The organism is Bacillus sp. KS1 (assembly GCF_020075515.1).
Lineage (GTDB): Bacteria > Bacillota > Bacilli > Bacillales > Bacillaceae > Bacillus > Bacillus velezensis.
The window spans coordinates 695022-717799 of sequence record NZ_JACAWW010000015.1; the positions used below are offsets into that span (position 1 = coordinate 695022).

Consider the following 22778-nt stretch of genomic DNA (forward strand, 5'->3'; position numbering starts at 1 on the left):
AATACTTTCGGAGGAGTTATTGTTCGTTTTCACAAACGAATTAGATATATTTATTCATAAAATAAAACATGGGGGTTTCACCGAAAATCAGTCTTAAAGAGTGATGATGAAAGCCGGCGTGGAGCCTGTTACCGGCTCTTCTTCACTTAGAACGCGCTCTTCATGTTTCATATGTTTTAGGGCTATTGGCATTATTGTGTCAGAAATTACATATTTTCTGTTTATTGTAAAAATTCATTTGTGTATCTGTGAAGGATTGTAAACTGATTGCGCTTGATTATAAATGCGGCGCAAGAGATGGATCTGGATGGGGAAAATCCGCAAGGGCGAAATACGCCGCAGAACATGTGAATGACCCAGACTGGATACCGATTGACGCAGTAATCGGCCTATTGAGTGAACAAGGTTTTCAGGCATAAAAAAACAGCCGTTCAGAGCGGCTGTTTTTTAAAAAAGTATAAGAACTATTGAGCGGTATACCCGCCATCCATGACTACGGCCTGACCTGTGACCCCTTTTGCTTTGTCGCTGGCCAAAAATACGGCGTAATCAGCGATTTCCTTCACTGACAGCAGCCGTTTTTGGGGAACGAGCGGAAAGATGACGTCCTCAAGCACCCGCTCGTACGGTACATTCCTTGTTGCGGAAATGTCCTTTAACTGATTGCGGACAAGCTGAGTGTCCACATATCCCGGACAAAGCGCGTTGACGGTAATGCCGTCAGCCGCGCCTTCAAGTGAGCCGACTTTCGTTAAACCGATGACACCGTGCTTGGCGCTGTTATATGCCGCTTTCCCGTGAAAACCGATCAGTCCGTTGACAGACGCCATATTAATGATTCGACCGAATTGCTGTTTTTTCATAATGGGAAATGCATGCTTCATTGCGATAAATGGCGCGGTCAGCATGAGACGAATGAGCCGTTCAAACTGTTCGGTGGGAAATTCCTCGATGGGCGCGACATGCTGAATGCCGGCATTATTCACAAGAATATCGAGACGTCCGAATTGTTTCTCGACCGTCTGCAGCATGTCGGCCACTTGCTTTTCATTTGTTACATCGCATGTGATGCTGACTGCTTCACAGCCTTCATCTGTCAGTCTTGCCGCCGCTTCTTTCCCTGCTTGTTCGTTTACATCAGAGATGATGACGGCTGCTCCTTCACGGGCGAATTCTTTTGCGATTTCAAGCCCGATTCCTCCGGCTGCTCCTGTTACAACGGCTGTTTTTTCAATAAGCAATGAATGCATGACGGCACCTCCTCATTTTGGTCTGACCCCGTTTTTTAACGACTGGCTGACAGTAAAATGACCTTCTGTTTTCTCAAAGACCTCCTCCATAGTTACACCTTCCTGCAGTTCGGTGAGCGTCATACGGCCATCATGAAAATCGAATACAGCCAAATCTGTGATCAGCCGATCGACCACCTGCCTGCCGGTTAAAGGCAGCGTACATTCCGTTCTCACTTTAGATTCCCCATATTTATTAACATGTTCCATAATGACAATAATCCGTTTTGCTCCGTGGACCAAGTCCATGGCCCCGCCCATTCCTTTGATCATTTTTCCTGGGATCATCCAGTTCGCCAAATCTCCCCGTTCGGACACTTCCATCCCGCCGAGGATCGCTACATCAATGTGGCCGCCGCGAATCATGGCAAAGGATTCGGCACTGTCAAAATACGAGGCTCCCTTTACCTCGGTAATGGTTTCTTTTCCTGCATTGATCAGATCGGGGTCCTCCGTTCCTTCCGCCGGATAAGGCCCGATCCCGAGCAAGCCGTTTTCAGACTGAAGCAGGACGTTATAATCATTCGGTATCTCATTGGCTACAAGCGTCGGCATCCCTATCCCCAAGTTCACATTCATTCCGTCCTTAATTTCCTTTACAGCCCGTTTGATCATTCGTTTTCTGCTATCTCTCATTCTGTCAGCCTCCTTTATCATGCTTGCCGGACGGTGCGGCGTTCAATCCGTTTTTCATGAATCCCGCCGTGCAGCACGTGCTGCACAAAAATACCCGGCGTATGAATTTGATCCGGATCAAGCTCTCCGGCATCGACGATTTCTTCAGCCTCTGCAATCGTCACTTTGCCTGCCATTGCAGCGAGCGGATTGAAATTTCTTGCCGTCTTCCTGAACATCAGGTTGCCCAGAGGATCGGCTTTCCAGGCCTTTACGATGGCGGCGTTCCCTGTAATCCCTTTCTCCAGAAGGTAGGTGCGCCCGTCAAATGTCTTATGTTCTTTTCCCTCAGCTACTGATGTTCCGACGCCCGCAGGTGTATAAAACGCCGGAATGCCCGCCCCTCCCGCGCGAATTCTTTCTGCGAGCGTTCCTTGGGGCACCAATTCGACTTCCAGCTCCCCGCTTAAAAACTGCCGTTCAAAGGTTTTGTTTTCTCCGACATAGGATGCGACCATTTTTTTGATCTGCCGGTTTGCAAGCAAGAGGCCTAACCCCCAATCATCAACACCGCAGTTATTACTGACAACGGTCAAGTTTTTCACGCCGCTGTCCCTGATCGCGAGAATTAATTGTTCCGGAATGCCGCACAAGCCGAAGCCTCCTGCGATGAGGGTGTCTCCGTCCTTGATCAGTGCAGCAGCATCTTGATAAGAGTCCATTACTTTTCCTTTTCCCATATTCGTTTCCCCTTTCTGTTTTGGCTACACAAGGCCCGTCAGACTGTAAATGGCGATGATGACAAACACAGCGGCTGTTTTAATGACGGTAATGGCAAAGATATCCCTGTAGGATTGGCGGTGGGTCAACCCGGTGACCGCGAGCAGCGTAATGACGGCGCCATTATGCGGAAGAGTGTCCATCCCGCCGGAGGCCATCGAAATTACCCGGTGCATGACCTCCGGCGGGATGTGGAATGTATTGATTGCTTCTGTATACGCTGCTGACATCGTGCTTAAAGCGATGCCCATTCCTCCTGATGCCGAGCCTGTAATCCCGGCAAGCGCAGTGGTCGTCACCGCTCCGTTGACGAGCGGATCTGTAAACGTCTGCGATATGCCGCTGCTGACCATTTTAAAGCCGGGAAGCGCCGCAATGATGCCGCCAAATCCGTATTCGGCTCCTGTATTCATCGACGCCAGCAAGGCGCCCCCGATGCCCTCATTCAGTCCTTCTTTCAAATTGAAGAGGACTTTTTTCCAATCGAACAAAATCGTTGTCATGATTCCGATGAACAGTGCGAGTTCTACTGACCAGATCGCAGTGACGGCGGAAAGGTCAATCTTCCCGAACGCTTCTAAGCCGAGCGGCGCAAAATCAAATCCGTCAGGGTACCAATGCGGGAGCCACATCGTGAAGCATTTGTTCATGACCCCCACAAGGATAAGCGGAACAAAGGCGAGCACTTGCCGCGCGAGGCTGGGTTCTGTCTCCTGGGGTAAAACAGGCGTATGTTTTTCATTAGCCAGACCTGAGGATTCCTCTGCAGCGGAAACTTCAGATTGAAATCCAGCATAGCCTTCTCCGGCATTGGCCGCTTTTTTGCGCCGGGATTCTAAATAAATCATTCCGGCCGTAAGCACAAATGCTGCACCAATCAGTCCGAGCCAGGGAGCGGCATAAATGTTTGTTTTAAAAAAAGCGGTCGGAATGACATTTTGAATTTGCGGTGTGCCGGGAAGCGCATCCATTGTAAATGTAAAGGCGCCCAATGCAATCGTACCGGGTATCAGACGCTTGGGAATATCAGCTTTCATAAATAGGTTTTTAGCAAACGGATAAATGGCAAACACCGCTACGAAGAGACTGACGCCGCTGTACGTTAAAATCGCACCCATTAAGACGATGGCGAGAATGGCTCTTTTTGCTCCCACAAGCCTGACGATTGTTTTTGCAATCGACTCGGCGAGCCCGGATATTTCAACAACCTTGCCAAAAACGGCCCCTAAAAGAAATACGGGAAAATACAGCTTAATAAATCCTACCATCTTCTCCATAAATATATTCGAGAAGAAAGGAAGTACGAAGCTTGGATCTGTAAGAAGCACGGCAAACAGTGCACAAATCGGAGCGAATAAAATGACTGAAAAGCCCCGGTAAGCCGCAAACATCAGCATGCCTAATGCCAATAAAATAATAACAATGTCCACAAATCCCCCTCTTTTCTGCTCAATATTAGTAAGCGCTTACAAAAATCAAGAAAATAAAGCAAAAACATGCCGGTTTTGCACAGTTTTTGAGGCTGAAAAAATGTGCATTATGGTGAATTCTCCGTTTTGGCGAAAGAAAAGGAGACCCTTGCTGCATTATATTGATTGGCTGAGCAGTGAGTTTTTTTAGGGATAGTGAGATGGATCAGAGAGGATTTTTGCTTTATAAATATGTATTCTTTTTTCTTTCATTTATTTCCTGCAAGAGGAACCGATAAAATCCGGCCCTCCTGCATGGTCATTCAGCCAATAACAACCGGAAGCTCTTTGAGCGACCTAAAACCAATGAGCTTGCGGTATTCAAGGCGGTGTGCGGCCAGCCGAAGTTTAGGCATCCGCTCAAACAGTGTGAGAATTGCAATTTGTGCTTCGATGCGCGCTAATGAGGAGCCTATGCAAAAATGGGCGTTCTTTCCGAATGCAAGATGCGGATTCGGTTTTCTTTGGATATCCATTTTGTGAGGCTGATCGAATATGCTTGGATCGCGATTGGCTGCCCCTAAAAGGATATATACCTGCTCTCCTTTTTTTATGGTCTTCCCATTTATTTCGCAGTCTTCTGAGGCGGTGCGTGCCGTCAGCTGCGCGGGGCTGTCGTAGCGCAAACATTCCTCAACTGCAGTTTCAATAAGCGAGGGGTTTTCTCTCAGTGCGCTAAGCTGTTCAGGGTGTTTCAATAAAGTAAACACACCGTTGCTTATGAGGTTTACCGTCGTCTCGTGTCCGGCTATGACAAGTAAGATACATGTCGCGAGCACTTCCTCTTTTGAAAGCTGTTCCTCCATAATAAACCTGCTGATCAAGTCTTGCTGAGGGTGAGCTTTCCGCTTGTGAATCAAATCTCTGAAATATGACGTGAGCCTGCCTGCGGTGTCGCTTGCTCTGACTAACGTCTTTCTTGATCGGGTAAGATCAATGGCCTGAATGACGTCTGCCGTCCATTGTCTGAATTGATATCTCTCCTCTTTCGGCACTCCGAGTATCTCCGCAATGATAAGGCTTGCCAATGGAAAGGCAAACTCTGAAACAAGGTCCGCGTTTTTTTTGATTTGGACTTGATCCAACAAGTCATGAACCGTTTCTTTTATACAGGGGCGAAGTGATTCCGCCGTCTTTGCGGTAAATTCTTTACCGATAAGCATCCGCATCCGTTTATGGTCTGATTGATTTTTAAATAACAGCATATCGTGCTGGATATGCGATAGATTTTGATATTTCGTTGAAGCTTCCGGAAGAGGAATACGGTTTTTAAATCGCGTGTCTTTCAGAATCGCTGCCGCTTCTTTGTACCCGGTGACATACCAGCCCGGATATTTTAATACGGTTCCTTTATAAACAGGATCAATGGATCGCAGTTTGTCATAAAACAGGTAAGGGTCATTCCAAAAATCCGAATCCGCATGGAGAGATGGATGTGCAATCGATAGGCCTGCCGTCATCTCATACCTCCGTATTGCAGGCGGATTGCAGGCCGGCTTTCATTTCTTCAACGGATTCGACTTCAAAACCTAAATCATGGAGCATTTGATGATCCTCTGTTTCATGCTGCCCTGCTGTCGTTAAGTAATCTCCGACAAAAATCGAATTTGCGGCATAAAGTCCCAGCGGCTGCAGCGAACGAAGGTTGACTTCCCGGCCTCCTGAGATACGGATTTCTTTTGACGGATTGATAAAACGGAACAAGGCGAGCACTTTCAGGCAATACATCGGATGTAATTCGCTTACCCCTTCTAACGGAGTTCCGTCAATCGCATGCAGAAAATTAACCGGGATGCTGTCGGCGTCAAGCGCTTTTAAGCTTTTCGCCATATCAATGACGTCCTGTTTCGTCTCTTTCATGCCGACGATGACACCCGAACAAGGTGACATCCCCGATTGTTTCGCCGTTTCCACTGTATTGACCCTGTCGTCATACGTGTGGGAGGTCGTAATGTTTGAGTGATTCCTTTGTGATGTATTGATGTTATGATTGTACCGGTCTACTCCTGCTTGTTTCAGCCGCTCTGCCTGTTCCGGCTTCAGCAGACCGAGGCATGCGCAGATTTTTAAACCGTACGTTTCTTTAATTTCTTTGACAGCATCAACAACTTGATCTACTTCTCTGTTTGACGGTCCCCGCCCGCTGGCGACGATGCAGTATGTCCCTATATTTAGGTCGTGGGCGCGTTTTGCCCCCTTAAGCAATATATGCTTATCCACCATCCGATAAGACTCAATCGGCGCTTTTGATATTGAAGATTGTGAACAGTACCCGCAATTTTCCGGACACAGGCCTGATTTTGCATTCATAATCATATTCAGCTTTACTTTTTTTCCGTAAAATCGTTTTCTGATATGAAAAGCGGCATGCATCAGCAATAAAAGATCCTCATCAGGACAATTTAAAATGGCCAGCGCTTCTTGATTCGTTACTTCCGCCCCGTCCAGCACTCTCTCTGCAAGATCCATCCATTGATTCATGTTTATCTCCCCATTTGTGTCAGATTCATGAAAGAGGAAACATCTATATGTTTCTCAATCATGTGTTGAATGTTTTCCGGTGAAACGTGATCCAGCTTCGGTGTGATTCCCAAAATCGGAACTTTGCATAATGTTTCAATCATGCTCGGGTTTGTCTTTTCGTCCAGCCCCGGCCGGCTCTTTACGCCGTTGATAATAATGCCGAGAACCTCTATCCCCATGTTTTTCGCATATTCAACGGTTAAATATGTGTGGTTGATGGTTCCGAGATCAGGCCTGGCCACAATCACTGCCGGCAATTCCAAGGCTTTTATCAGATCACTGACTAAGTAATTTTCACCAAGCGGAACGGAAATGCCGCCTGCCCCCTCAACGATGAAACACTCATGACGATTTTTGATCTTACTCCAGTGTGCCATGACATCCGCCATGCTCACGGATTTCCCCTCAAGCATGGCGGCCGTGTACGGCGCAAGCGGCTCTTTCCATTCAAATGGCGTGATTTCTTCATGAGACAGTGCGGTTTGTGACATGTCTTTCAAGAGCGAGGTGTCACTTTCCGGATGAGTCCGCGGCACGCCGCTTAAAAACGGCTTAAACACTCCGATATCCGCCTGTTTCTGCCGGAATGCCGCGGCAAGTCCGCAAGAAATGATGGTTTTTCCGACGCCGGTATCTGTTCCTGTAACAAAAAAACTTCTCATTTGTTTATATTCAGCTCTTTTCTGATGGAGTCAAATGCTTCTGTCAGCTCGTCTATGTCCTGTAAGCTGCGATCCGCCGTAACGGTCAGTCTGATTCTGCTTTCGCCTTCCGGAACGGCGGGCGGGCGGATGGCCGGGGCGCAGATTCCCTTTTTCTCCAGCAGCGCAGCGGCTGAAACCGCTGTTTTTGCATCACCGATGATAACGGGGATAATCGGTGTATCTCCGCCTCTTACGGTAAAGCCCATATCGGCCAGACGCGTTTTTATCGTTTTGACAGATGATTGCAGCTCACGGCGCGTATCGTGCATATCTGATATGATGTCAAATGCCGTATGTGAAGCCGCACAAATTGACGGCGGGAGGGCCGTCTGAAAAATAAACGTCCGCGCCTGATTCAGCAAAAAATCAATGAAAATGTTTGATCCTGCAGCAAAACCGCCTTCCGTTCCTACAGCTTTGCTTAATGTGCCGATGACAACATCCGGACAAACACCGAAATAGTCACTGGTTCCCCCGCCGTTTTCCCCGAGTACACCGGTCGCATGCGCGTCATCTGCTATCACAAATGCCTGGTACTGCTTTGCAAGCGCCATTATGCGGTCAAGAGGCGCGATGGTGCCGTCCATGCTGAAGACGCCGTCTGTGACGATAAAGCGGCGGTTCCGAGCCTGGACGGAGGCAAGTTTTTTCTCAAGATCAGCCATATCAATATGGCGGTACACGATGGTTTCCGCTTTTGATAAACGGCAGCCGTCAACAATGCTCGCATGGTTCAGTTGATCGCTTAAAATGACATCGCCTTTTTGAGGCAGTGAGGCAAGCACGCCGATATTCGCCAAGTAACCGCTTGAAAACAATAAAGCCGATTCCGTCTGTTTAAAGTCCGCGATTGTTTGTTCAAGTTTTTCGTGCCACACAGTATTTCCTGTCGTTAACCGTGAGCCGCCGCTTCCCGCTCCGAACCGGCTCAGCGCCGTTTGCGCGGCTGTGATCAGCCGCTCATCTTTTGACAGGCCTAAATAGTCATTGGACGCCCAGGTCTGCCGCTTTTGCCCTTTGGTTTTGAGAGCGGTATCTTGTGTTCGCAGCGTCCGATACAGCCCGTCTCTTTTCACCGCATCGAGCCTTCCGAGGAGCCATCCGTCAAAATCTACGGCCGGTCACCTCGGCTATCGCTTCTTTCATAATGGAGATCATGGCTTGTAACTGATCGGTTGTGCTGGCAAGCGGCGGCAGAAAGGCGATGACGTCTCCGAGCGGCCGTGTCAGCATACCAAGCTCTCTCATTTTCAAGGACACCTTGTATCCCATCCGCTTTTCAGGCGGATAAGGCTGTTTTGTCCCCTTATCCTGCACAAGCTCTATGCCGCACATGAAACCGAGCTGGCGGACATCGCCGACATGAGGAAGCTGCTTCAGATCATGAAGAAATTTCGCTGCCGTTTTTGATTTTTCGGCGACTTGTTCAACGATGCGCTCTGATTCGAATAAACGCAGATTTTCAATTGCCGCGGCACAGCCAAGCTGATTTCCTGTATAGGAATGGCCGTGGAAAAATGTTTTCATTTTGTCGTAGTCATCGTAGAAGGCTTCATAAATGGCTTCTGTGGCAAACGTCACAGCGATCGGCAAATAGCCTCCCGTAATGCCTTTCCCTGCCGCCATCAAGTCCGGCTGGACATTTTCATGCTCACAGGCAAACATTTTTCCGGTGCGGCCGAACCCCGTCGCCACTTCGTCAACGATCATTAACACATCATATGCCGTACACAGCTTTCGTACGCCTGCCAGAAAGCCTTCAGGCATGATGATCATCCCGGATGCGCCTTGCACCATCGATTCAATCGTAAGTGCGGCAATCTCTTCGTGGTGCTTTGCAAGCAGCTGTTCGAGCGCGTGAAGGCATTCATCCCGGCACTGTACAGGGTCGCCGCTTTCAGATCTGTATACATACGGAATCGGGGCTTTGTAGCTTTCAAACATCAGCGGGCCGTACACATGGTGGAAGAGTTCAATGGAGCCGACGCTGACGGCTCCGATCGTATCGCCGTGATAGCCGTTCTGCATAGAAATAAATGTCTGTTTCTCGGGTCTCCCTATGTTTTTCCAGTATTGAAAGGCCATTTTCAGAGCGATTTCCATTGCTTCCGCTCCGCTGTCGGAGTAAAAAACGCGTGTCAGCTTTTCCGGTGCGATACCTGTCAGCATCTCGGCAAGTTCTGTTGCGGGAACGTTCGTCATACCCAGCAAGGTTGAATGAGCGATTTTTTCAAGCTGTTTTTGAATCGCTTCATCCATTTCTTTTTTGCGGTGGCCGTGTACATTGAGCCATACTGAAGAAAAGCCGTCATAATATTCTTTGCCGCTGATGTCTTTCAGCATGATCCCGTTTCCGCTTTCAATGATTAACGGATCTTCATCGTAATCTTTCATTTGTGTGAAAGGCAGCCAAAGATGCTTTTTGCTTTTTTCAATCATTGATTGTTTCATCATTTCTCCTCCCGCTGAATGAATACAGGCTGCTTCTCTAAAAAATGGATACAGCTCTCCGTATCTATGGAGCCATCTGTAAAGAAAATCCGGCAGCCGCTTTCATCTCCGGCATTTTTCATCTTGGCAATCCGCTGATATCCCAGCTTCTCTGCGGCAACATAGCCTGTTATGTAATCAGGGTCATCCGACCAGCACAATTCAGCAATAATCTCTGGATATGCGCAAACTTTTGCCGCGATGGCATGTGCTTCTTTTATTCGTGAATTTTCCGGCATGTTGTGCGTAAAAGCCCATTTTTGAAAATCATGTGACGGCCAATCCACTCGGGATACCCGCACACCTCTATTTCCTCTGCCGTCAATGCGTTCTCCTGCCCGGATATCAAACAGAACCGCTCCTCTTGCTTCTGCATATTCCGCAATGTTTTCATACGCTTTCTCTATCATGTGCGGGGGAATCCCCGCCTTTTGCAGAAGCTTGCGGGCGATTGCTTGTCCTTTTTCCGGCGTGTCTGTTTGATGGAAAGCAACCGGCAAAGGGCGGATCGTTTCGATCGGTTCATTAACGCTTTCAAGCTGAATCTGCATAAAATCAGGTATCCCTCTTGAGTGTGAGAAGCCTTTATGTAATAAGCCATCTACCGCTTCCTGTAAACCGCCGTAAGTGATGAGCCGTTCTCCGCCGGAAATGTGTTTTCCGCCCTGCTCATGGGGGGCGTTTCGGGAAGCTCTCATTCTGACGCTGTAATAGGTTTCTTCCCGCATATATTCCCCTCCTTTCTTTCACTTTGAAATTTAATGTTAACCAAAATAATTAAAGGTTAACACTTATACAGAATATTAGTGCCCTCCACGGAATATGTCAACCTAAACTATCAAAATGTTAACTTAATGAGTTTTGCAAAGCCTCATTACGTTTTCATGTTTTGTTCATATTTTAGTAATTGTTTATTCAACACTGTCCGCTAAAGTAATCCATATCAACAAATAGGACAGCGAACCGCATCTTATTATGAGGGGAGGTCACCGTTATGCTGAAAGAAAAAGTAAAGACAGCAGGCCGTTTTTGCACTGTAGGCGTCGGCAATACGCTGATTGATTTTGGTGTCTTCTTTCTTCTCGCCGCTTGTCATGTCCCCTATCTTCCGGCGCAGATCTGCTCCTATTCGGCAGGGATCATCAACAGCTATGTATGGAACCGGAAGTGGACGTTTCGTGTAAAACGCAAGGCTGACGGGAAAGAGATCATGCGATTTCTCATGATTAATCTTGCCGCGTCGGGAATCACCTTTTTGCTGCTTTACGCGTTTCAAAAAGGCGGCTGTTCGCTATTGGTGAGTAAGTTCGCCGCCACTATCGGCGGAATGATGATGAATTTTATCGGAAACCGAATCTGGGTATTTTGAGATTCGCTGAAAAACATACAGGATCAGGAGTGAAGATGAATGAGAAAAAAAGTGAGAAAAGCGGTCATTCCCGCAGCAGGTTTAGGAACGAGATTTCTGCCGGCGACTAAGGCGCAGCCTAAAGAAATGCTGCCGATTGTCGACAAACCGGCCATCCAATATATTGTCGAAGAGGCCGCAGCGGCAGGAATTGAAGATATATTGATTATTACAGGGAGAAACAAACGCTCGATTGAAGATCATTTTGACCGGTCGGCGGAATTGGAATTCAATCTGCAGGAAAAAGGCAAGACGGAGACGCTGAAGGAAATGCAGCGGATTGCCGATTTGGCCAATATTCATTACATCCGTCAGAAAGAACCGCTCGGATTAGGACATGCGGTGCTGTGTGCGGAGCATTTTATCGGAGATGAGCCTTTTGCCGTTCTCTTAGGTGATGATATTATGGTATCTGACACTCCCGCTCTCTCACAGCTCATAGACGTCTATAACCAACACGGTACAGAAACGATCGGCGTACAGCCCGTCGATCCTGCTGATGTCAGCAAATATGGTATTATACAGACGGGGCGGCAGAGCGGTCATGTGTACCAGGTTGAGGATCTGATTGAGAAACCGGCTGTTGAAAAGGCGCCCTCTCATATTGCCGTGATGGGCCGCTACATATTAACCCCTGCTATTTTTAAAACGCTGAAGACGATCGGAAGAGGCGCGGGCAACGAAATCCAATTGACAGACGCGCTGCGCGAAGTGTGCCGCACCCGAAGCATTTACGCGCGGGAGCTTGAAGGAAGCCGGTTTGATATAGGAGATAAGTTCGGCTGTTTTAAGGCCGGCACGGAGATCGGGCTTCTGCGGGAAGAAATGAGACCGAAACTTTTAGCTTATTTAGAAGAGGTGTTAAAAAGAGAATCTGAAGAAATCGTGCGTTAAAAAATAATTTGTAACCATTTTGCTTGTCAATCAGTCATATAATTGGGTAAAAAGATAAAGAGGTTGTGAACAGTGTGGGCAATTTTATTAGTGAAATATTATCCTGGCTGACAAGTATGGGCTATTTAGGGATTGCGCTCGGATTAATGATCGAAATCATTCCGAGTGAAATCGTTCTGGCTTACGGAGGCTATATGGTGTCAGAAGGCACGATCAGCTTTATCGGCGCCATTGTCGCCGGTGTGATCGGGGGAACGATCGCGCAGTGCTTTATTTACTGGATCGCCCGTTATGGGGGACGGCCGTTTTTGGACAAGTACGGCAAGTACTTACTTCTGAAAAAGCATCATGTTGATGTTGCGGAAAACTGGTTTCGCCGTTACGGCGCCGGTGTTGTGTTCTCGGCGCGGTTTATCCCGGTCGTCAGACATGCGATCTCCATCCCGGCCGGCCTTGCGAAAATGCCTCTTTCCAAGTTTGTCATATTGACGACACTCGCCATTATTCCGTGGTCTGTCATTTTCGTTTATCTCGGGTATCAGCTCGGGGGACAGTGGAAAGACGTAGACAGCTATGCCGGAATGTATACAACTCCGATCATTATATTGGCTCTCGTATTTATTGTTGTTTATTTCGTTGTGAAGAAAATGAGATCAAGAATATGAAAAAAGACTGCATAAGAACGGCTGCGAGCCGGATCTATGCAGTCTTTTTTTTATTTAAACCGGGTATACGGGGTGTTTCCGGTGTGTGAATGTCAGTTGTTTGGACATGTAAGCAGTGAGGCGTTTATTGAGTTCTTCCCGCAAGGAATCAGCAGGAACAATGCCGTCAATCACCATTTCAGAAGCAAGCCGGTAAAGGTTAATGTCTTCCTTATATTCATCACGCTTTTCTTGAATAAAAGCCGGCCTTTCTTCAGGTGTGAGCTCGCTGATTTTGTTTGCGTAGACCGCATTCACCGCTGCTTCAGGACCCATTACGGCAATTTGCGCAGTCGGAAGCGCTAAACAGCAGTCCGGTTCAAAAGCAGGCCCCGCCATCGCGTATAATCCGGCACCGTAGGCTTTTCTGACGATAACGGAAAGCTTCGGAACAGTCGCTTCCGCCATTGCGGAGATCATTTTTGCGCCATGCCTGATGATGCCCGCCTGCTCAACCTTCGTTCCGATCATGAATCCGGGAATGTCTGCTAAAAACAGAAGCGGAATATGGAATGCGTCGCACAAAGCGATAAATTTTGCGGCTTTATCCGCCGAATCGAGAAATAAAACCCCGCCTTTGACACGCGGCTGATTGGCGATAATGCCGACCGGCTGTCCGTGAATCCGCGCAAGCCCCGTTATTAATTCCTGCGCAAATAACGGCTTAATCTCAAAAAATGAGTCTTCATCAATGACACGTTCAATTAAATCCATCATGTTGAACGGTGCGTTTTGGTGTGCCGGGATGACATCTGAGAGCGGTTTTTCAAAAGCTTTCGGGTTCTTAGAATTGTTGACGGGCGCTTTTTCAGTATAATTTGCCGGAAAATAGCTGAGATATGTCTGCGCCATCATGATTGCTTCCTGTTCCGTCGGGGCGAGGAGATCACCGCAGCCTGATACGGAACAATGCATACGGGCGCCGCCCATTTCTTCAAGCGATACTTTCTCGCCAATCACCATTTCTGCCATACGCGGAGAACCTAAGTACATGGATGCATTGCCCTCGACCATAATGACAATGTCGCAAAAGGCCGGAATGTAAGCGCCGCCCGCAGCGGAAGGGCCGAACAATAAACAGATTTGCGGAATGCGGCCCGATAGCTTTACTTGATTATAAAAGATGCGGCCGGCTCCCCTTCTGCCCGGGAACATGTCGACCTGATCTGTAATTCTCGCACCTGCGGAATCGACTAAGTACAAGAGCGGACACTGAAGCTTTTCCGCCGTCTCCTGAATGCGGATGATTTTTTCCACCGTTTTCGCGCCCCACGAGCCCGCCTTTACGGTTGAGTCGTTTGCCATCACACAAACGGTTCTGCCGCCGATGGTTCCGATCCCGGTAACGACCCCGTCAGCCGGCAGTCCGTCTGACATGCACTCGGCGAAAAAAGCGTCTTCAACAGATATGCCGTCATCGAATAAAAGCTTCAGCCTGTCTCTTACAAAAAGTTTTCCCTTCTTTTCGTTGCTTGCGTGATATTTCGCGGCTCCTCCCTTTTCTATCGTTTTGCTGCGTGTCTGCCGTTCTTTTTCGTAATCCATCCGAGTCCCTCCATGTTTTATTTTCCTTTGTATTCAGGGGGCCTTTTTTCTTTAAAAGCGCGCAGGCCCTCTTCTCTGTCAAGTGTGGGGATGACTTGTTCATATGCTTTTCGTTCGATTTCGAGTCCTGTATTGAGATCTGTCTCCAGACCCTTGTTTATCGCGGATTTTGCTTGTCTGACGGCGATCGGCCCATTAGCGGCGATGCGGCCGGCCAGTGCTTTTGCTTTTTCCATAAGTTCATCGGCTTCACAAACATGCTCGATCAGCTTCATGTCTTTTCCCTCTTCTGCAGAAAGTCTTCGGCCGGTATAGATCAATTCTTTTGCCGCGCCGGGGCCGATAAGCCGGGGCAGTCTCTGCGTTCCGCCCGCCCCGGGAATAATCGCAAGCCCTGTTTCAGGAAGGCCGAGGCCCGCCCGGCTGACGGCTGTTCTGATATCGCAGGCGAGAGCGAGTTCAAGGCCTCCTCCGACAGCGGTTCCGTTCAGCGCTGCAATGACCGGCTGCGGGAGAGCTTCAATGAACGCGGCCGTTTCACCGATACGCCTGACGCTTTGTCTGACTTGTTCATGATTCATCCCCGCTCTTTCTTTTAAATCAGCACCGGCGCAAAATGTGTTCCCGGTGCCGGTGAGAATGACACAACGAATGAATGGCGAGTTTTTGATGTCTTTAATCACACGCTGTAAATGATCAATCATTTCTGAAGACAGCGAGTTGGCCGCATGCGGGCGGTTCAGCGTGATCAGACCGATCGTTTCTTGACAGACGGAATACAAGACGCAATCTCCCATGGCTTCTCCTTTCTCATTTCGTTCTGAATGCCTGCAGGTTTCTGCTTGGCAGGTCTTTGCCTATTTTATCCGCGATCCAGCCGGCGGCATAAAGAAGTTTATTCATGTCCGTCCCGGTATCAATCCCCATTTGTTCGAGCATATAAATGACGTCTTCTGTGGCGGCGTTGCCTGCTGATCCAGGGGCGTACGGGCAGCCGCCAAGCCCGCCTGAGGAAGTATCAAAGGATGTGATGCCCATATCAAGAGCGGGAATGATATTCGCTAGAGCCGTTCCTCTTGTATCATGGAAATGGAGTGCGATTTTTGAGGCGGGAATTCTCGGCAAAAGGGCTTCGAGCACGGCTATGACCTGCAAGGGGTTTGCCGCGCCGATCGTGTCGCCGATCGATATTTCATCAACACCCATTTCGAGCAGGGTGTCTGACAGGCGGATGACTTGTTCGACCGGCACGTTCTGTTCGTACGGACAGCCGAACACAGTGGACAGATAAGCTCTCGTCGCCATTTTTTCAGCTTTTGCTTCAGTAATAACCCGCCTGAGCTCTTGAACGGTCCGGTCAATCGGTTTGTTTACGTTTTTTTGGTTATGGGTTTCGCTTGCAGATAAAAATACACATGCCTGATCGATTCCGCCTTCTGCCGCATGCTCCAGTCCGATGAGGTTCGGAACGAGAGCCGCGTAGACCGTATGTTCAGATCTGGCAATGCCTTTTGCGACGTCCAGGCTGTCACGAAGAGCCGGAATCCATCTCGGATGCACGAATGATGTCACTTCGATATAGGGAAGGCCTGTTTTTGACAGCATATTGATCCACTCAATCTTATCTTCTGTATCCACCCACACCGATTCATTCTGCAAGCCGTCACGCGGTCCTACTTCATTGATGCGGACATGTTTCGGACAGTTCATGCTGCACCTCCTTTTTTATTGAAGTTCAATCAGGACCTCTCCTTCATCAGTGAAATCACCTTCTGATTTTTTCACTTCTTTCACCGTACCCGCTGCATCAGCGATAATCGGAATTTCCATTTTCATAGATTCCAAGATGGCCACTTCCTGTCCTTCTTCAATGACATCACCCGGCTTCACATGAATTTTCCACAGGTTTCCCGCCATCTGAATTTTTATAACGCTCATTTTGACGCCCCCTCGTTCATTGTTTGTAAAAAACCGGTTGTCGCCTCACCCTTTTCAAACACTTCTGAAAGGGCAATTTTTGTCAGCAGCGGAATGTTGGTTTTAATCCCTTCTACATGATATTCGCCAAGGGCGGTTTTCAGTTGTTCAATGGCTTGTTTTCTCGTATTCGCCGTGACGATCATTTTGGCAATCATCGGATCATAAAACGGAGAAATGATGCTTCCCTTTTCGACGGCGCATTCGTGTCGCACTGACGGGTGTCTTAAAACGGAAAAAGACGAGATGGTACCGGGTGACGGGTAAAAGGTGACCGGATCTTCCGCATAGATCCGCACTTCAATCGCATGACCGCGGTGGTTGATATCTTTCTGCGAGAAAGTCAGCGCCTGCCCAGCGGCAATTTTCAGCTGTTCTTCCACAAGATCCAGTCCTGTAATTTCTTCTGTCACCGGATGCTCCACCTGCAGTCTTGTGTTCATCTCTAAAAAATAGATTTGTTTCTTTTGGTCGACGAGAAATTCTATTGTGCCTGCATTTTGGTAGCCGATCGATTTAGCGGCTTTAACGGCGGTTTCACCGAGTCTTTGTCTTAATTCATCGTCAACAAACGGCGACGGCGCTTCTTCTATCACTTTTTGGTGGCGCCTTTGGACTGAACAGTCACGTTCAAACAGATGAACGGTGTTGCCGAAAGAATCTGCGAGTATCTGAATTTCAATATGACGGGCATTTTCAATGACCTTTTCCATGTACATTGCGCCGTCTCCAAAAAAGGAGGCGGCCCGCTTTTGATTGCCTTCGAACGCTTTGGCCAGCTCTTCTTCTGAATGTACGATCTGCATGCCGATTCCGCCTCCTCCTGCGGACGCTTTCAGCATGACCGGAAAACCGATGGCACGGGCTTCGGCTAAGGCGGAGTGAACATCGGGCAATGGCTCTGAAACACCGGGAACGATCGGGACCTTTGCTTTTTGCATCGTTTTTCGGGCTTCTATCTTGCTGCCCATCTTGGCGATGATATCACCGGGCGGACCGATAAATGTGATTTGTTCCTTCCGGCAGCGTTCGGCGAACAGGCTGTTTTCTGACAGAAGCCCGTAGCCCGGATGAATGGCGTCCGCTCCGGCGGATTTGGCGGCTTCTATGATTCTGTCGATATGTAAATAGCTTTCATTTACTCTCGATTTACCGATCGGATAGGCCTCATCAGCCGTTTTTACGTGCAGCGCGTCCCGGTCGGCTTCTGAATACACAGCTGCCGAGGGGATGCCGAGACGTTTGCAGGTGCGGATAATTCTTAAGGCGATTTCTCCTCTGTTGGCAATCAGGACTTTTTTAAACAAATGTGAAGCACTCCTTTTTCATTAAGTTAACTTGAGCTCTTCAATCGTTTTTTCCCGCAGCTTGAATTTCTGAATTTTTCCTGAGGCTGTCATTGGATATTCATCTGTAAACAAAACATACCTGGGGACTTTATAGCGGGCGATATGTTCTTTGCAAAAGGTTCTGATGTCTTCTGCGGAAGCGGTTTGTCCGTCTTTGAGCCTGACCCATGCCGCGGCCTCTTCTCCGTATTTCGGATCAGGCACGCCGACGACCTGAACGTCTGCTACCGCGGGATGCCGATATAACATTTCCTCAATCTCGCGCGGATAGATATTTTCGCCGCCCCTGATCAGCATGTCTTTCAGACGGCCCGTGATTTTGCAGTACCCGTCCTCGTCCATGACCGCCAAATCACCGGTATGCAGCCAGCCGTCTTTGTCTATCGCTTCTTCGGTCGCTTCTTGATTTTTATAATAGCCTTTCATGACATGATATCCGCGGGTGCAGAGCTCTCCTTGTTCGCCCCGGTCGGCTTCTTGGGATGTTCCGGGCCGAACGATTCTGACTTCGATATGGGGAAGCGCGCGCCCCGCTGTTTCCACTCTTCTTTCAAATGAATCATCCGTTCTTGTCTGCGTAATGACAGGTGATGCTTCGGTCTGTCCGTAGGCAATGGTAATGTCAGTCATCCCCATTTTGCCGATCACTTCTCTCATGACTTCCGCCGGGCATGGCGAGCCTGCCATAATACCGGTTCGGACGTGGGAAAGATCATATTCAGAAAAACGGTTGTCATGAAGGAGGGCGATAAACATCGTCGGTACACCGTGCAGAGCCGTGCAGGCTTCTTGCTCCACCGTTTTCAGAACGGCCGGCGGAGAAAACTGTTCGATCGGAATCATCGCCGCACCCGCGGAAACACATGCCAGCACGCCGAGCACACACCCAAAGCAGTGGAAAAACGGCACGGGAATACATAAACGGTCACTTGAAGTAAGCTTCATGCATTCTGCGATATTGGCCGCGTTATTTACGATATTAAAATGTGAGAGCATGACGCCTTTCGGAAATCCGGTCGTACCTGATGTATATTGCATATGAATGCAATCATCCTTTTTCAGGCTGTCCATCCTTCCGTCAAGCTCTGCATCCGTTACAGACTCAGCATCCATCAGCAAAGAATCCCACCGGTGCATCCCGGGCGGGCTTTTATCACCGATAAATAACACCGTCCGTAAAAAGGGATAACGTTTCGAACGCAGCCTGCCGCGCTCACACGTTTTCAGCTCCGGAATCAGCTTATTCACTATCTCAACATAAGATGTCTGCCGGTAGGAATCCATGATTATCAGGGCCGAGACGTCTGAATGTGCCAGCAGATAATCGAGCTCTGCGATTTGAAAATTGGTATTAATGGTGACCAGAACGGCGCCGATTTTCGCCGTTGCAAATTGCGCCGCGAGCCATTCCGGAATGTTGGATGCCCATATGGCCACATGATCTCCTTTTTCAACTCCCAGCTTCATCAGCCCTTTTGCGGTTTGCCGGCATAACCGATCAAACTCGGCATACGTATAACGAAGGCCGCGCTCAGGGTAAACAACCGCTTCACGATCCGGAAAAAGCTCCGCGGTCCGCTCAAGCAGCTTTCCGGCTGTTAAATGGATAAGTTCAGCCATATGACCTGCCCCTTTCCATCCCTGTCTTAGTAAACGTTTTCATTTCACTTCAAAAGCTGTCTTGCGATGACCATTCTTTGAATTTCTGACGTTCCTTCGCCAATCTCCATCAGCTTTGCGTCACGAAGCATACGTTCGACACCGCATTCCTTCATATAACCGGAACCGCCATGAATTTGGATGGCCTGAAGGCATGTTCTGACGGCCATTTCTGAAGCATAAAGCTTGGCGAATGCCGCTTCTTTCGTAAATGGCAGGTTTTGATCCTTCAGCCATGCCGCTTTAAGCACCATCTGTCTAGCAAGGTCAATTTCCATCGCCATATCGGCCAGCTTAAATTGAATGGCTTGAAATGACGATATCGGACTGCCGAACTGCTTGCGTTCCTTCGCATATGACAGCGACGCCTCCAGTGCGCCTTGAGCGATACCGACAGCCAGTGCCGCAATCGAGATCCGCCCGCCGTCTAATGTATATAAAAATTGTTTAAAACCTTTTTCAGGATCACCGAGCAGGTTATCGGCAGGCACCCTGACATCCTCCAGCACAAGCTCGGCCGTATCCGACCCTCTCACACCCATCTTGTCGTACGGATTTGTGATCGTAAATCCCGGTGTGTCTGTCGGGACGATCAGAGCTGAAATGATCGGTTTTCCGTCGGAGTTCTTTCCCGTAACGGCGGTGACAATGACAGTGCGGGCGTAATTTGCGTTTGTGATCCAGCATTTCTCTCCGTTTATCACATAGTCATCGCCCTTTTTCTCGGCTTTTGTCTGGGTTCCGCCGGCATCGGAACCGGCATTCGGCTCCGTCAGTCCGAATGATCCGAGCGCTTTTCCCGAAGCAAGCGGAATAAGATGTTCTTGCTTTTGCTGTTCAGTACCGAAATAGTATAATGGGCTTGCGCCGAGTGACACGGCTGCCGCGTAGCTCAGCCCAGTGCTGCCGCAGGCTTTTCCGATTTCTTCGACCGCTGCTGCATATGAAATGGTGTCACCGCCCGCCCCGCCGTATTCTTCCGGAAACGGAATTCCGAGCAGCCCGAGTTCGCCTATTTTTTTAAATGTGTCTATCGGGAAGACGGCTGATTGATCAACCTCATGGGCTTTCGGGGCAATTTCATTTTTGGCGAAATCTCTGACCATTTCGCGTACCATCTGCTGTTCTTTTGTCAGTTGAAAATTCATTAACCTTCCTCCTTCTGCTGCTTTCTACATTTTATTAATGGGGGTCTTTATTCATTCCATCCAAATGAAGTCTGAACATTCGGACTCATCCACTGCAAAAAAACTGACAGCCCCGCAACTGTCAGTTTTATTAATAATGCTATTTAACCGTCCGTTTTGCGGAGGGACGGCTCTCATGGTGAAGCCTGTCAACGGAAGTAACGATATAGGTGCAGGCTCCTTTCGCCCGAGTATCAGTATCTGAAAATGTCTGCGTCCGTGACGATGTTTTTCTGACTGTATCCACTAAATAAGGCTGCTTTCCCTTTTCTGTGCGGTAAATGGCGTAATAAGCCGTTTTTTTACCGTTGGATTTCGCATCTTCAATATAGAGTGTATGGCCTGAAGCAATCTTCTCCGCCCGTTTGACAGACGGTTTTTTTAAAGCGGAATGTCCGAGCCAAGGCATCTCGGGAATTAATGCGGGCCGGCTGTACATGTCTTTGATCAAACGGTTTTTCACATCGAGCGGATTACGGTTTAAATCCTTTAAACTGAAATGCATGCTTCCTTTAATCCAATCTGATCCCCTGTTTAGAGTAATCTGTCTTCCGTATTCCCCCGGGTCGGCCCAGGCCGGATCAGCATTGTTGTTGATTTTATAGGCTGCCTGCCCGATATATAAATGCACCGGCCGATTTTTCACTTCTTTTCCCCACCAATCCGCTAAGACGTCATATGCCGCCGCTTTAAATCCGATGCTCCAGTAAATTTGCGGTGCGATGTAATCAATGTATCCTTTTTGGATCCATTCTCTCGTATCAGCATATAAATCATCATAGTTCCGCACCCCTGCGGCCGTTTCGGAGCCTGTCGGGTCATCTGCGGCATTTCTCCATACGCCGAACGGGCTGATTCCGAATTTGACATAAGGTTTTTCTCGTTTGATGGTTTGGTTGATTTCTTTTACAAGCCGGTTGACGTTATCCCTGCGCCAGTCATCCATTGATGCAAAGTGAGCTTTTCCGTACCGTTCGTATTCCGCCTGATCGGGGAATTCCTGTCCGGCAATTTTATAAGGATAAAAATAATCATCCATATGAACCGCATCAATGTCATAACGGCTGACCACCTCTTTGATTCCATCCGTTATAAATTGTCTTACTTCCGGAATGCTCGGATTATAGTACAGCTGTTTTCCGTATGCAGCGACCCAGTCCGGATGGGAACGCGCGGGATGATCATCTGAAAGCGCATTCAAATTTGTGTGATTCATCGTGATCCGGTAAGGATTGAACCAAGCGTGAAATTCAAGATTCCGTTTATGTGTCTCTTCAACTAAAAAAGCAAGCGGATCGTAGCCGGGATTTTTGCCTTGTGTTCCTGTCAGATACTCTGACCAAGGCCCGTAATCTGATGGATAAAAAGCATCAGCCGCAGGCTTAATTTGGACGATAACGGCGTTCATTCCCATCTCCTGAACGTCATCCAGCAGCTTGCTGTATTCTCTTTTTTGCTCTTCCGGCGACAGCCCTTTTTTAGAGGGCCAGTCGATATTGGTGACAGACGCGATCCATACGGCTCTCATTTCTCTCTCCGGCTGAGTGCCGCTTGCTTGTGCGGATGCTGAGAATGTAAAGATGCCGGCTGTCAGTACAACAGCCAAAAACCATATCATGCTAAAACGGCAGCTTTTCATGTTTTTCCCCCTCTCTGCTTTACGGTATTCCGAAGCATTCCGGGCGGTGAATCAGAAAGCCTGCTTTGCTCCTCTCAGCCTAAAAGGGAAAGAAAAAAGTCCTAAAGCGAATAAAACGCTTCAGGACTTTTTATGTTTTATGGCGGCGAGCACGTCAATGACCTTCGTTCCGACGCCGACCCATGTTTCAAGAATGGCCTGCGCTCCGGCGATGGACAAAATGAAAATAACCGGATGTGCATAGCGGGGCCAGACCAAGTAGCAGATGCCGATCAATATGGCGCACCAGACGCCTGCACACCAATAACATTGCAGCATATAACCGAATGCGGAGGAAGGGACTTTTTTTTGGACGGCGCGCCCGTTTTGATCGACGGTTTTTTCTTGCTTGATAAAGGGTTTTCTTATGAATTCCGTAATCTTATCAAATACGATCAAATGGGTCAGCCGGTAGCTGGCAAGAATGATCATTACATACGTAAGCCAAGATAGGTTCGTCATCTCAAAGCCTCCAAAAAAACTGAGTTTGATTCCCCTATCTTGCCC

General features: G+C 48.4%; 21 protein-coding genes and 1 pseudogene. 3 read left to right on the top strand and 19 right to left on the bottom strand.

The features are described 5' to 3' along the window. Window positions 1–464: 464 nt before the first annotated feature. The 10 genes from HWY38_RS10340 to HWY38_RS10385 form a co-directional block, all read right to left on the bottom strand. The gene (locus tag HWY38_RS10340; RefSeq protein WP_224181778.1) at window positions 465–1250 is read right to left on the bottom strand and encodes a 3-hydroxybutyrate dehydrogenase; all 786 of its coding nucleotides are present in this window, start codon (window positions 1248–1250) and stop codon (window positions 465–467) included. 12 nt (window positions 1251–1262) lie between these two features. After that, on the bottom strand, window positions 1263–1925 hold the full coding sequence (locus HWY38_RS10345; protein ID WP_007410136.1) for a CoA transferase subunit B: 663 nt from the start codon (window positions 1923–1925) through the stop codon (window positions 1263–1265). A gap of 17 nt (window positions 1926–1942) precedes the next feature. After that, window positions 1943–2644 carry a CoA transferase subunit A gene (locus HWY38_RS10350; protein ID WP_017417905.1) on the bottom strand — a complete coding sequence of 234 codons (702 nt, stop codon included), beginning with the start codon at window positions 2642–2644 and terminating at the stop codon, window positions 1943–1945. A gap of 24 nt (window positions 2645–2668) precedes the next feature. Then, window positions 2669–4114, bottom strand: coding sequence for a GntP family permease (locus HWY38_RS10355; RefSeq protein ID WP_224181779.1), 1446 nt, complete (start codon window positions 4112–4114; stop codon window positions 2669–2671). Window positions 4115–4416: 302 nt separating this feature from the next. Further along, complete coding sequence (locus HWY38_RS10360; protein WP_224181780.1) at window positions 4417–5613, bottom strand: cytochrome P450; 1197 nt, start codon at window positions 5611–5613, stop codon at window positions 4417–4419. A 1-nt stretch (window position 5614) separates the two neighbouring features. After that, a complete protein-coding gene (gene bioB, locus HWY38_RS10365) occupies window positions 5615–6634 on the bottom strand; it encodes a biotin synthase BioB (RefSeq protein WP_224181781.1) in 1020 nt (339 codons plus the stop codon). Window positions 6635–6636: 2 nt separating this feature from the next. Beyond that, the gene (gene bioD / locus HWY38_RS10370) at window positions 6637–7338 is read right to left on the bottom strand and encodes a dethiobiotin synthase (protein WP_224181782.1); all 702 of its coding nucleotides are present in this window, start codon (window positions 7336–7338) and stop codon (window positions 6637–6639) included. Continuing rightward, complete coding sequence (gene bioF / locus HWY38_RS10375) at window positions 7335–8456, bottom strand: 8-amino-7-oxononanoate synthase (protein WP_411908470.1); 1122 nt, start codon at window positions 8454–8456, stop codon at window positions 7335–7337. Before bioF ends, bioD begins: the two co-directional genes overlap by 4 nt. Window positions 8457–8484: 28 nt before the next feature. Next, the gene (gene bioA, locus HWY38_RS10380; RefSeq protein WP_224181806.1) at window positions 8485–9831 is read right to left on the bottom strand and encodes an adenosylmethionine--8-amino-7-oxononanoate transaminase; all 1347 of its coding nucleotides are present in this window, start codon (window positions 9829–9831) and stop codon (window positions 8485–8487) included. Then, window positions 9831–10598 carry a 6-carboxyhexanoate--CoA ligase gene (locus HWY38_RS10385; protein ID WP_224181783.1) on the bottom strand — a complete coding sequence of 256 codons (768 nt, stop codon included), beginning with the start codon at window positions 10596–10598 and terminating at the stop codon, window positions 9831–9833. Before HWY38_RS10385 ends, bioA begins: the two co-directional genes overlap by 1 nt. A 222-nt stretch (window positions 10599–10820) precedes the next feature. Between HWY38_RS10385 and HWY38_RS10390 the strand changes: the two are divergent. The 3 genes and pseudogenes from HWY38_RS10390 (at window position 10821) to HWY38_RS10400 (ending at window position 12837) form a co-directional block, all read left to right on the top strand. Next, window positions 10821–11239: pseudogene (locus HWY38_RS10390) on the top strand (GtrA family protein). Window positions 11240–11278: 39 nt separating this feature from the next. Further along, on the top strand, window positions 11279–12172 hold the full coding sequence (gene galU / locus HWY38_RS10395; protein WP_224181785.1) for a UTP--glucose-1-phosphate uridylyltransferase GalU: 894 nt from the start codon (window positions 11279–11281) through the stop codon (window positions 12170–12172). Between the two features lie 74 nt (window positions 12173–12246). Further along, window positions 12247–12837: a DedA family protein gene (locus tag HWY38_RS10400; protein ID WP_224181786.1), complete on the top strand. Its 591-nt coding sequence runs from the start codon at window positions 12247–12249 to the stop codon at window positions 12835–12837. Window positions 12838–12891: 54 nt separating this feature from the next. Here the strand turns inward: HWY38_RS10400 and HWY38_RS10405 are convergent, their stop codons facing one another. The 9 genes from HWY38_RS10405 to HWY38_RS10445 all read right to left on the bottom strand — a co-directional run bounded on the left by HWY38_RS10405 (window position 12892) and on the right by HWY38_RS10445 (window position 22733). Then, window positions 12892–14421: an acyl-CoA carboxylase subunit beta gene (locus HWY38_RS10405; RefSeq protein WP_224181787.1), complete on the bottom strand. Its 1530-nt coding sequence runs from the start codon at window positions 14419–14421 to the stop codon at window positions 12892–12894. Between the two features lie 17 nt (window positions 14422–14438). Beyond that, entirely contained in the window at window positions 14439–15218 is a 780-nt protein-coding gene (locus HWY38_RS10410; RefSeq protein ID WP_224181788.1) for an enoyl-CoA hydratase, read from the bottom strand. 13 nt (window positions 15219–15231) lie between these two features. Next, the gene (locus HWY38_RS10415; RefSeq protein WP_224181789.1) at window positions 15232–16131 is read right to left on the bottom strand and encodes a hydroxymethylglutaryl-CoA lyase; all 900 of its coding nucleotides are present in this window, start codon (window positions 16129–16131) and stop codon (window positions 15232–15234) included. A gap of 15 nt (window positions 16132–16146) precedes the next feature. Continuing rightward, window positions 16147–16359 carry an acetyl-CoA carboxylase biotin carboxyl carrier protein subunit gene (locus tag HWY38_RS10420; protein ID WP_007410121.1) on the bottom strand — a complete coding sequence of 71 codons (213 nt, stop codon included), beginning with the start codon at window positions 16357–16359 and terminating at the stop codon, window positions 16147–16149. Further along, window positions 16356–17705, bottom strand: coding sequence for an acetyl-CoA carboxylase biotin carboxylase subunit (locus tag HWY38_RS10425; protein WP_224181790.1), 1350 nt, complete (start codon window positions 17703–17705; stop codon window positions 16356–16358). Before HWY38_RS10425 ends, HWY38_RS10420 begins: the two co-directional genes overlap by 4 nt. 21 nt (window positions 17706–17726) lie before the next feature. Then, on the bottom strand, window positions 17727–19367 hold the full coding sequence (locus HWY38_RS10430) for an AMP-binding protein (protein ID WP_224181791.1): 1641 nt from the start codon (window positions 19365–19367) through the stop codon (window positions 17727–17729). Window positions 19368–19411: 44 nt separating this feature from the next. Next, window positions 19412–20554: an acyl-CoA dehydrogenase family protein gene (locus HWY38_RS10435; protein WP_044802950.1), complete on the bottom strand. Its 1143-nt coding sequence runs from the start codon at window positions 20552–20554 to the stop codon at window positions 19412–19414. Between the two features lie 139 nt (window positions 20555–20693). Further along, the gene (locus tag HWY38_RS10440) at window positions 20694–22232 is read right to left on the bottom strand and encodes a glycoside hydrolase family 10 protein (RefSeq protein ID WP_224181792.1); all 1539 of its coding nucleotides are present in this window, start codon (window positions 22230–22232) and stop codon (window positions 20694–20696) included. Window positions 22233–22352: 120 nt separating this feature from the next. After that, window positions 22353–22733 (bottom strand): DUF1360 domain-containing protein, encoded by a 381-nt coding sequence (locus tag HWY38_RS10445; RefSeq protein WP_224181793.1) that lies wholly within the window; start codon window positions 22731–22733, stop codon window positions 22353–22355. Between the last annotated feature and the right edge of the window lie 45 nt (window positions 22734–22778).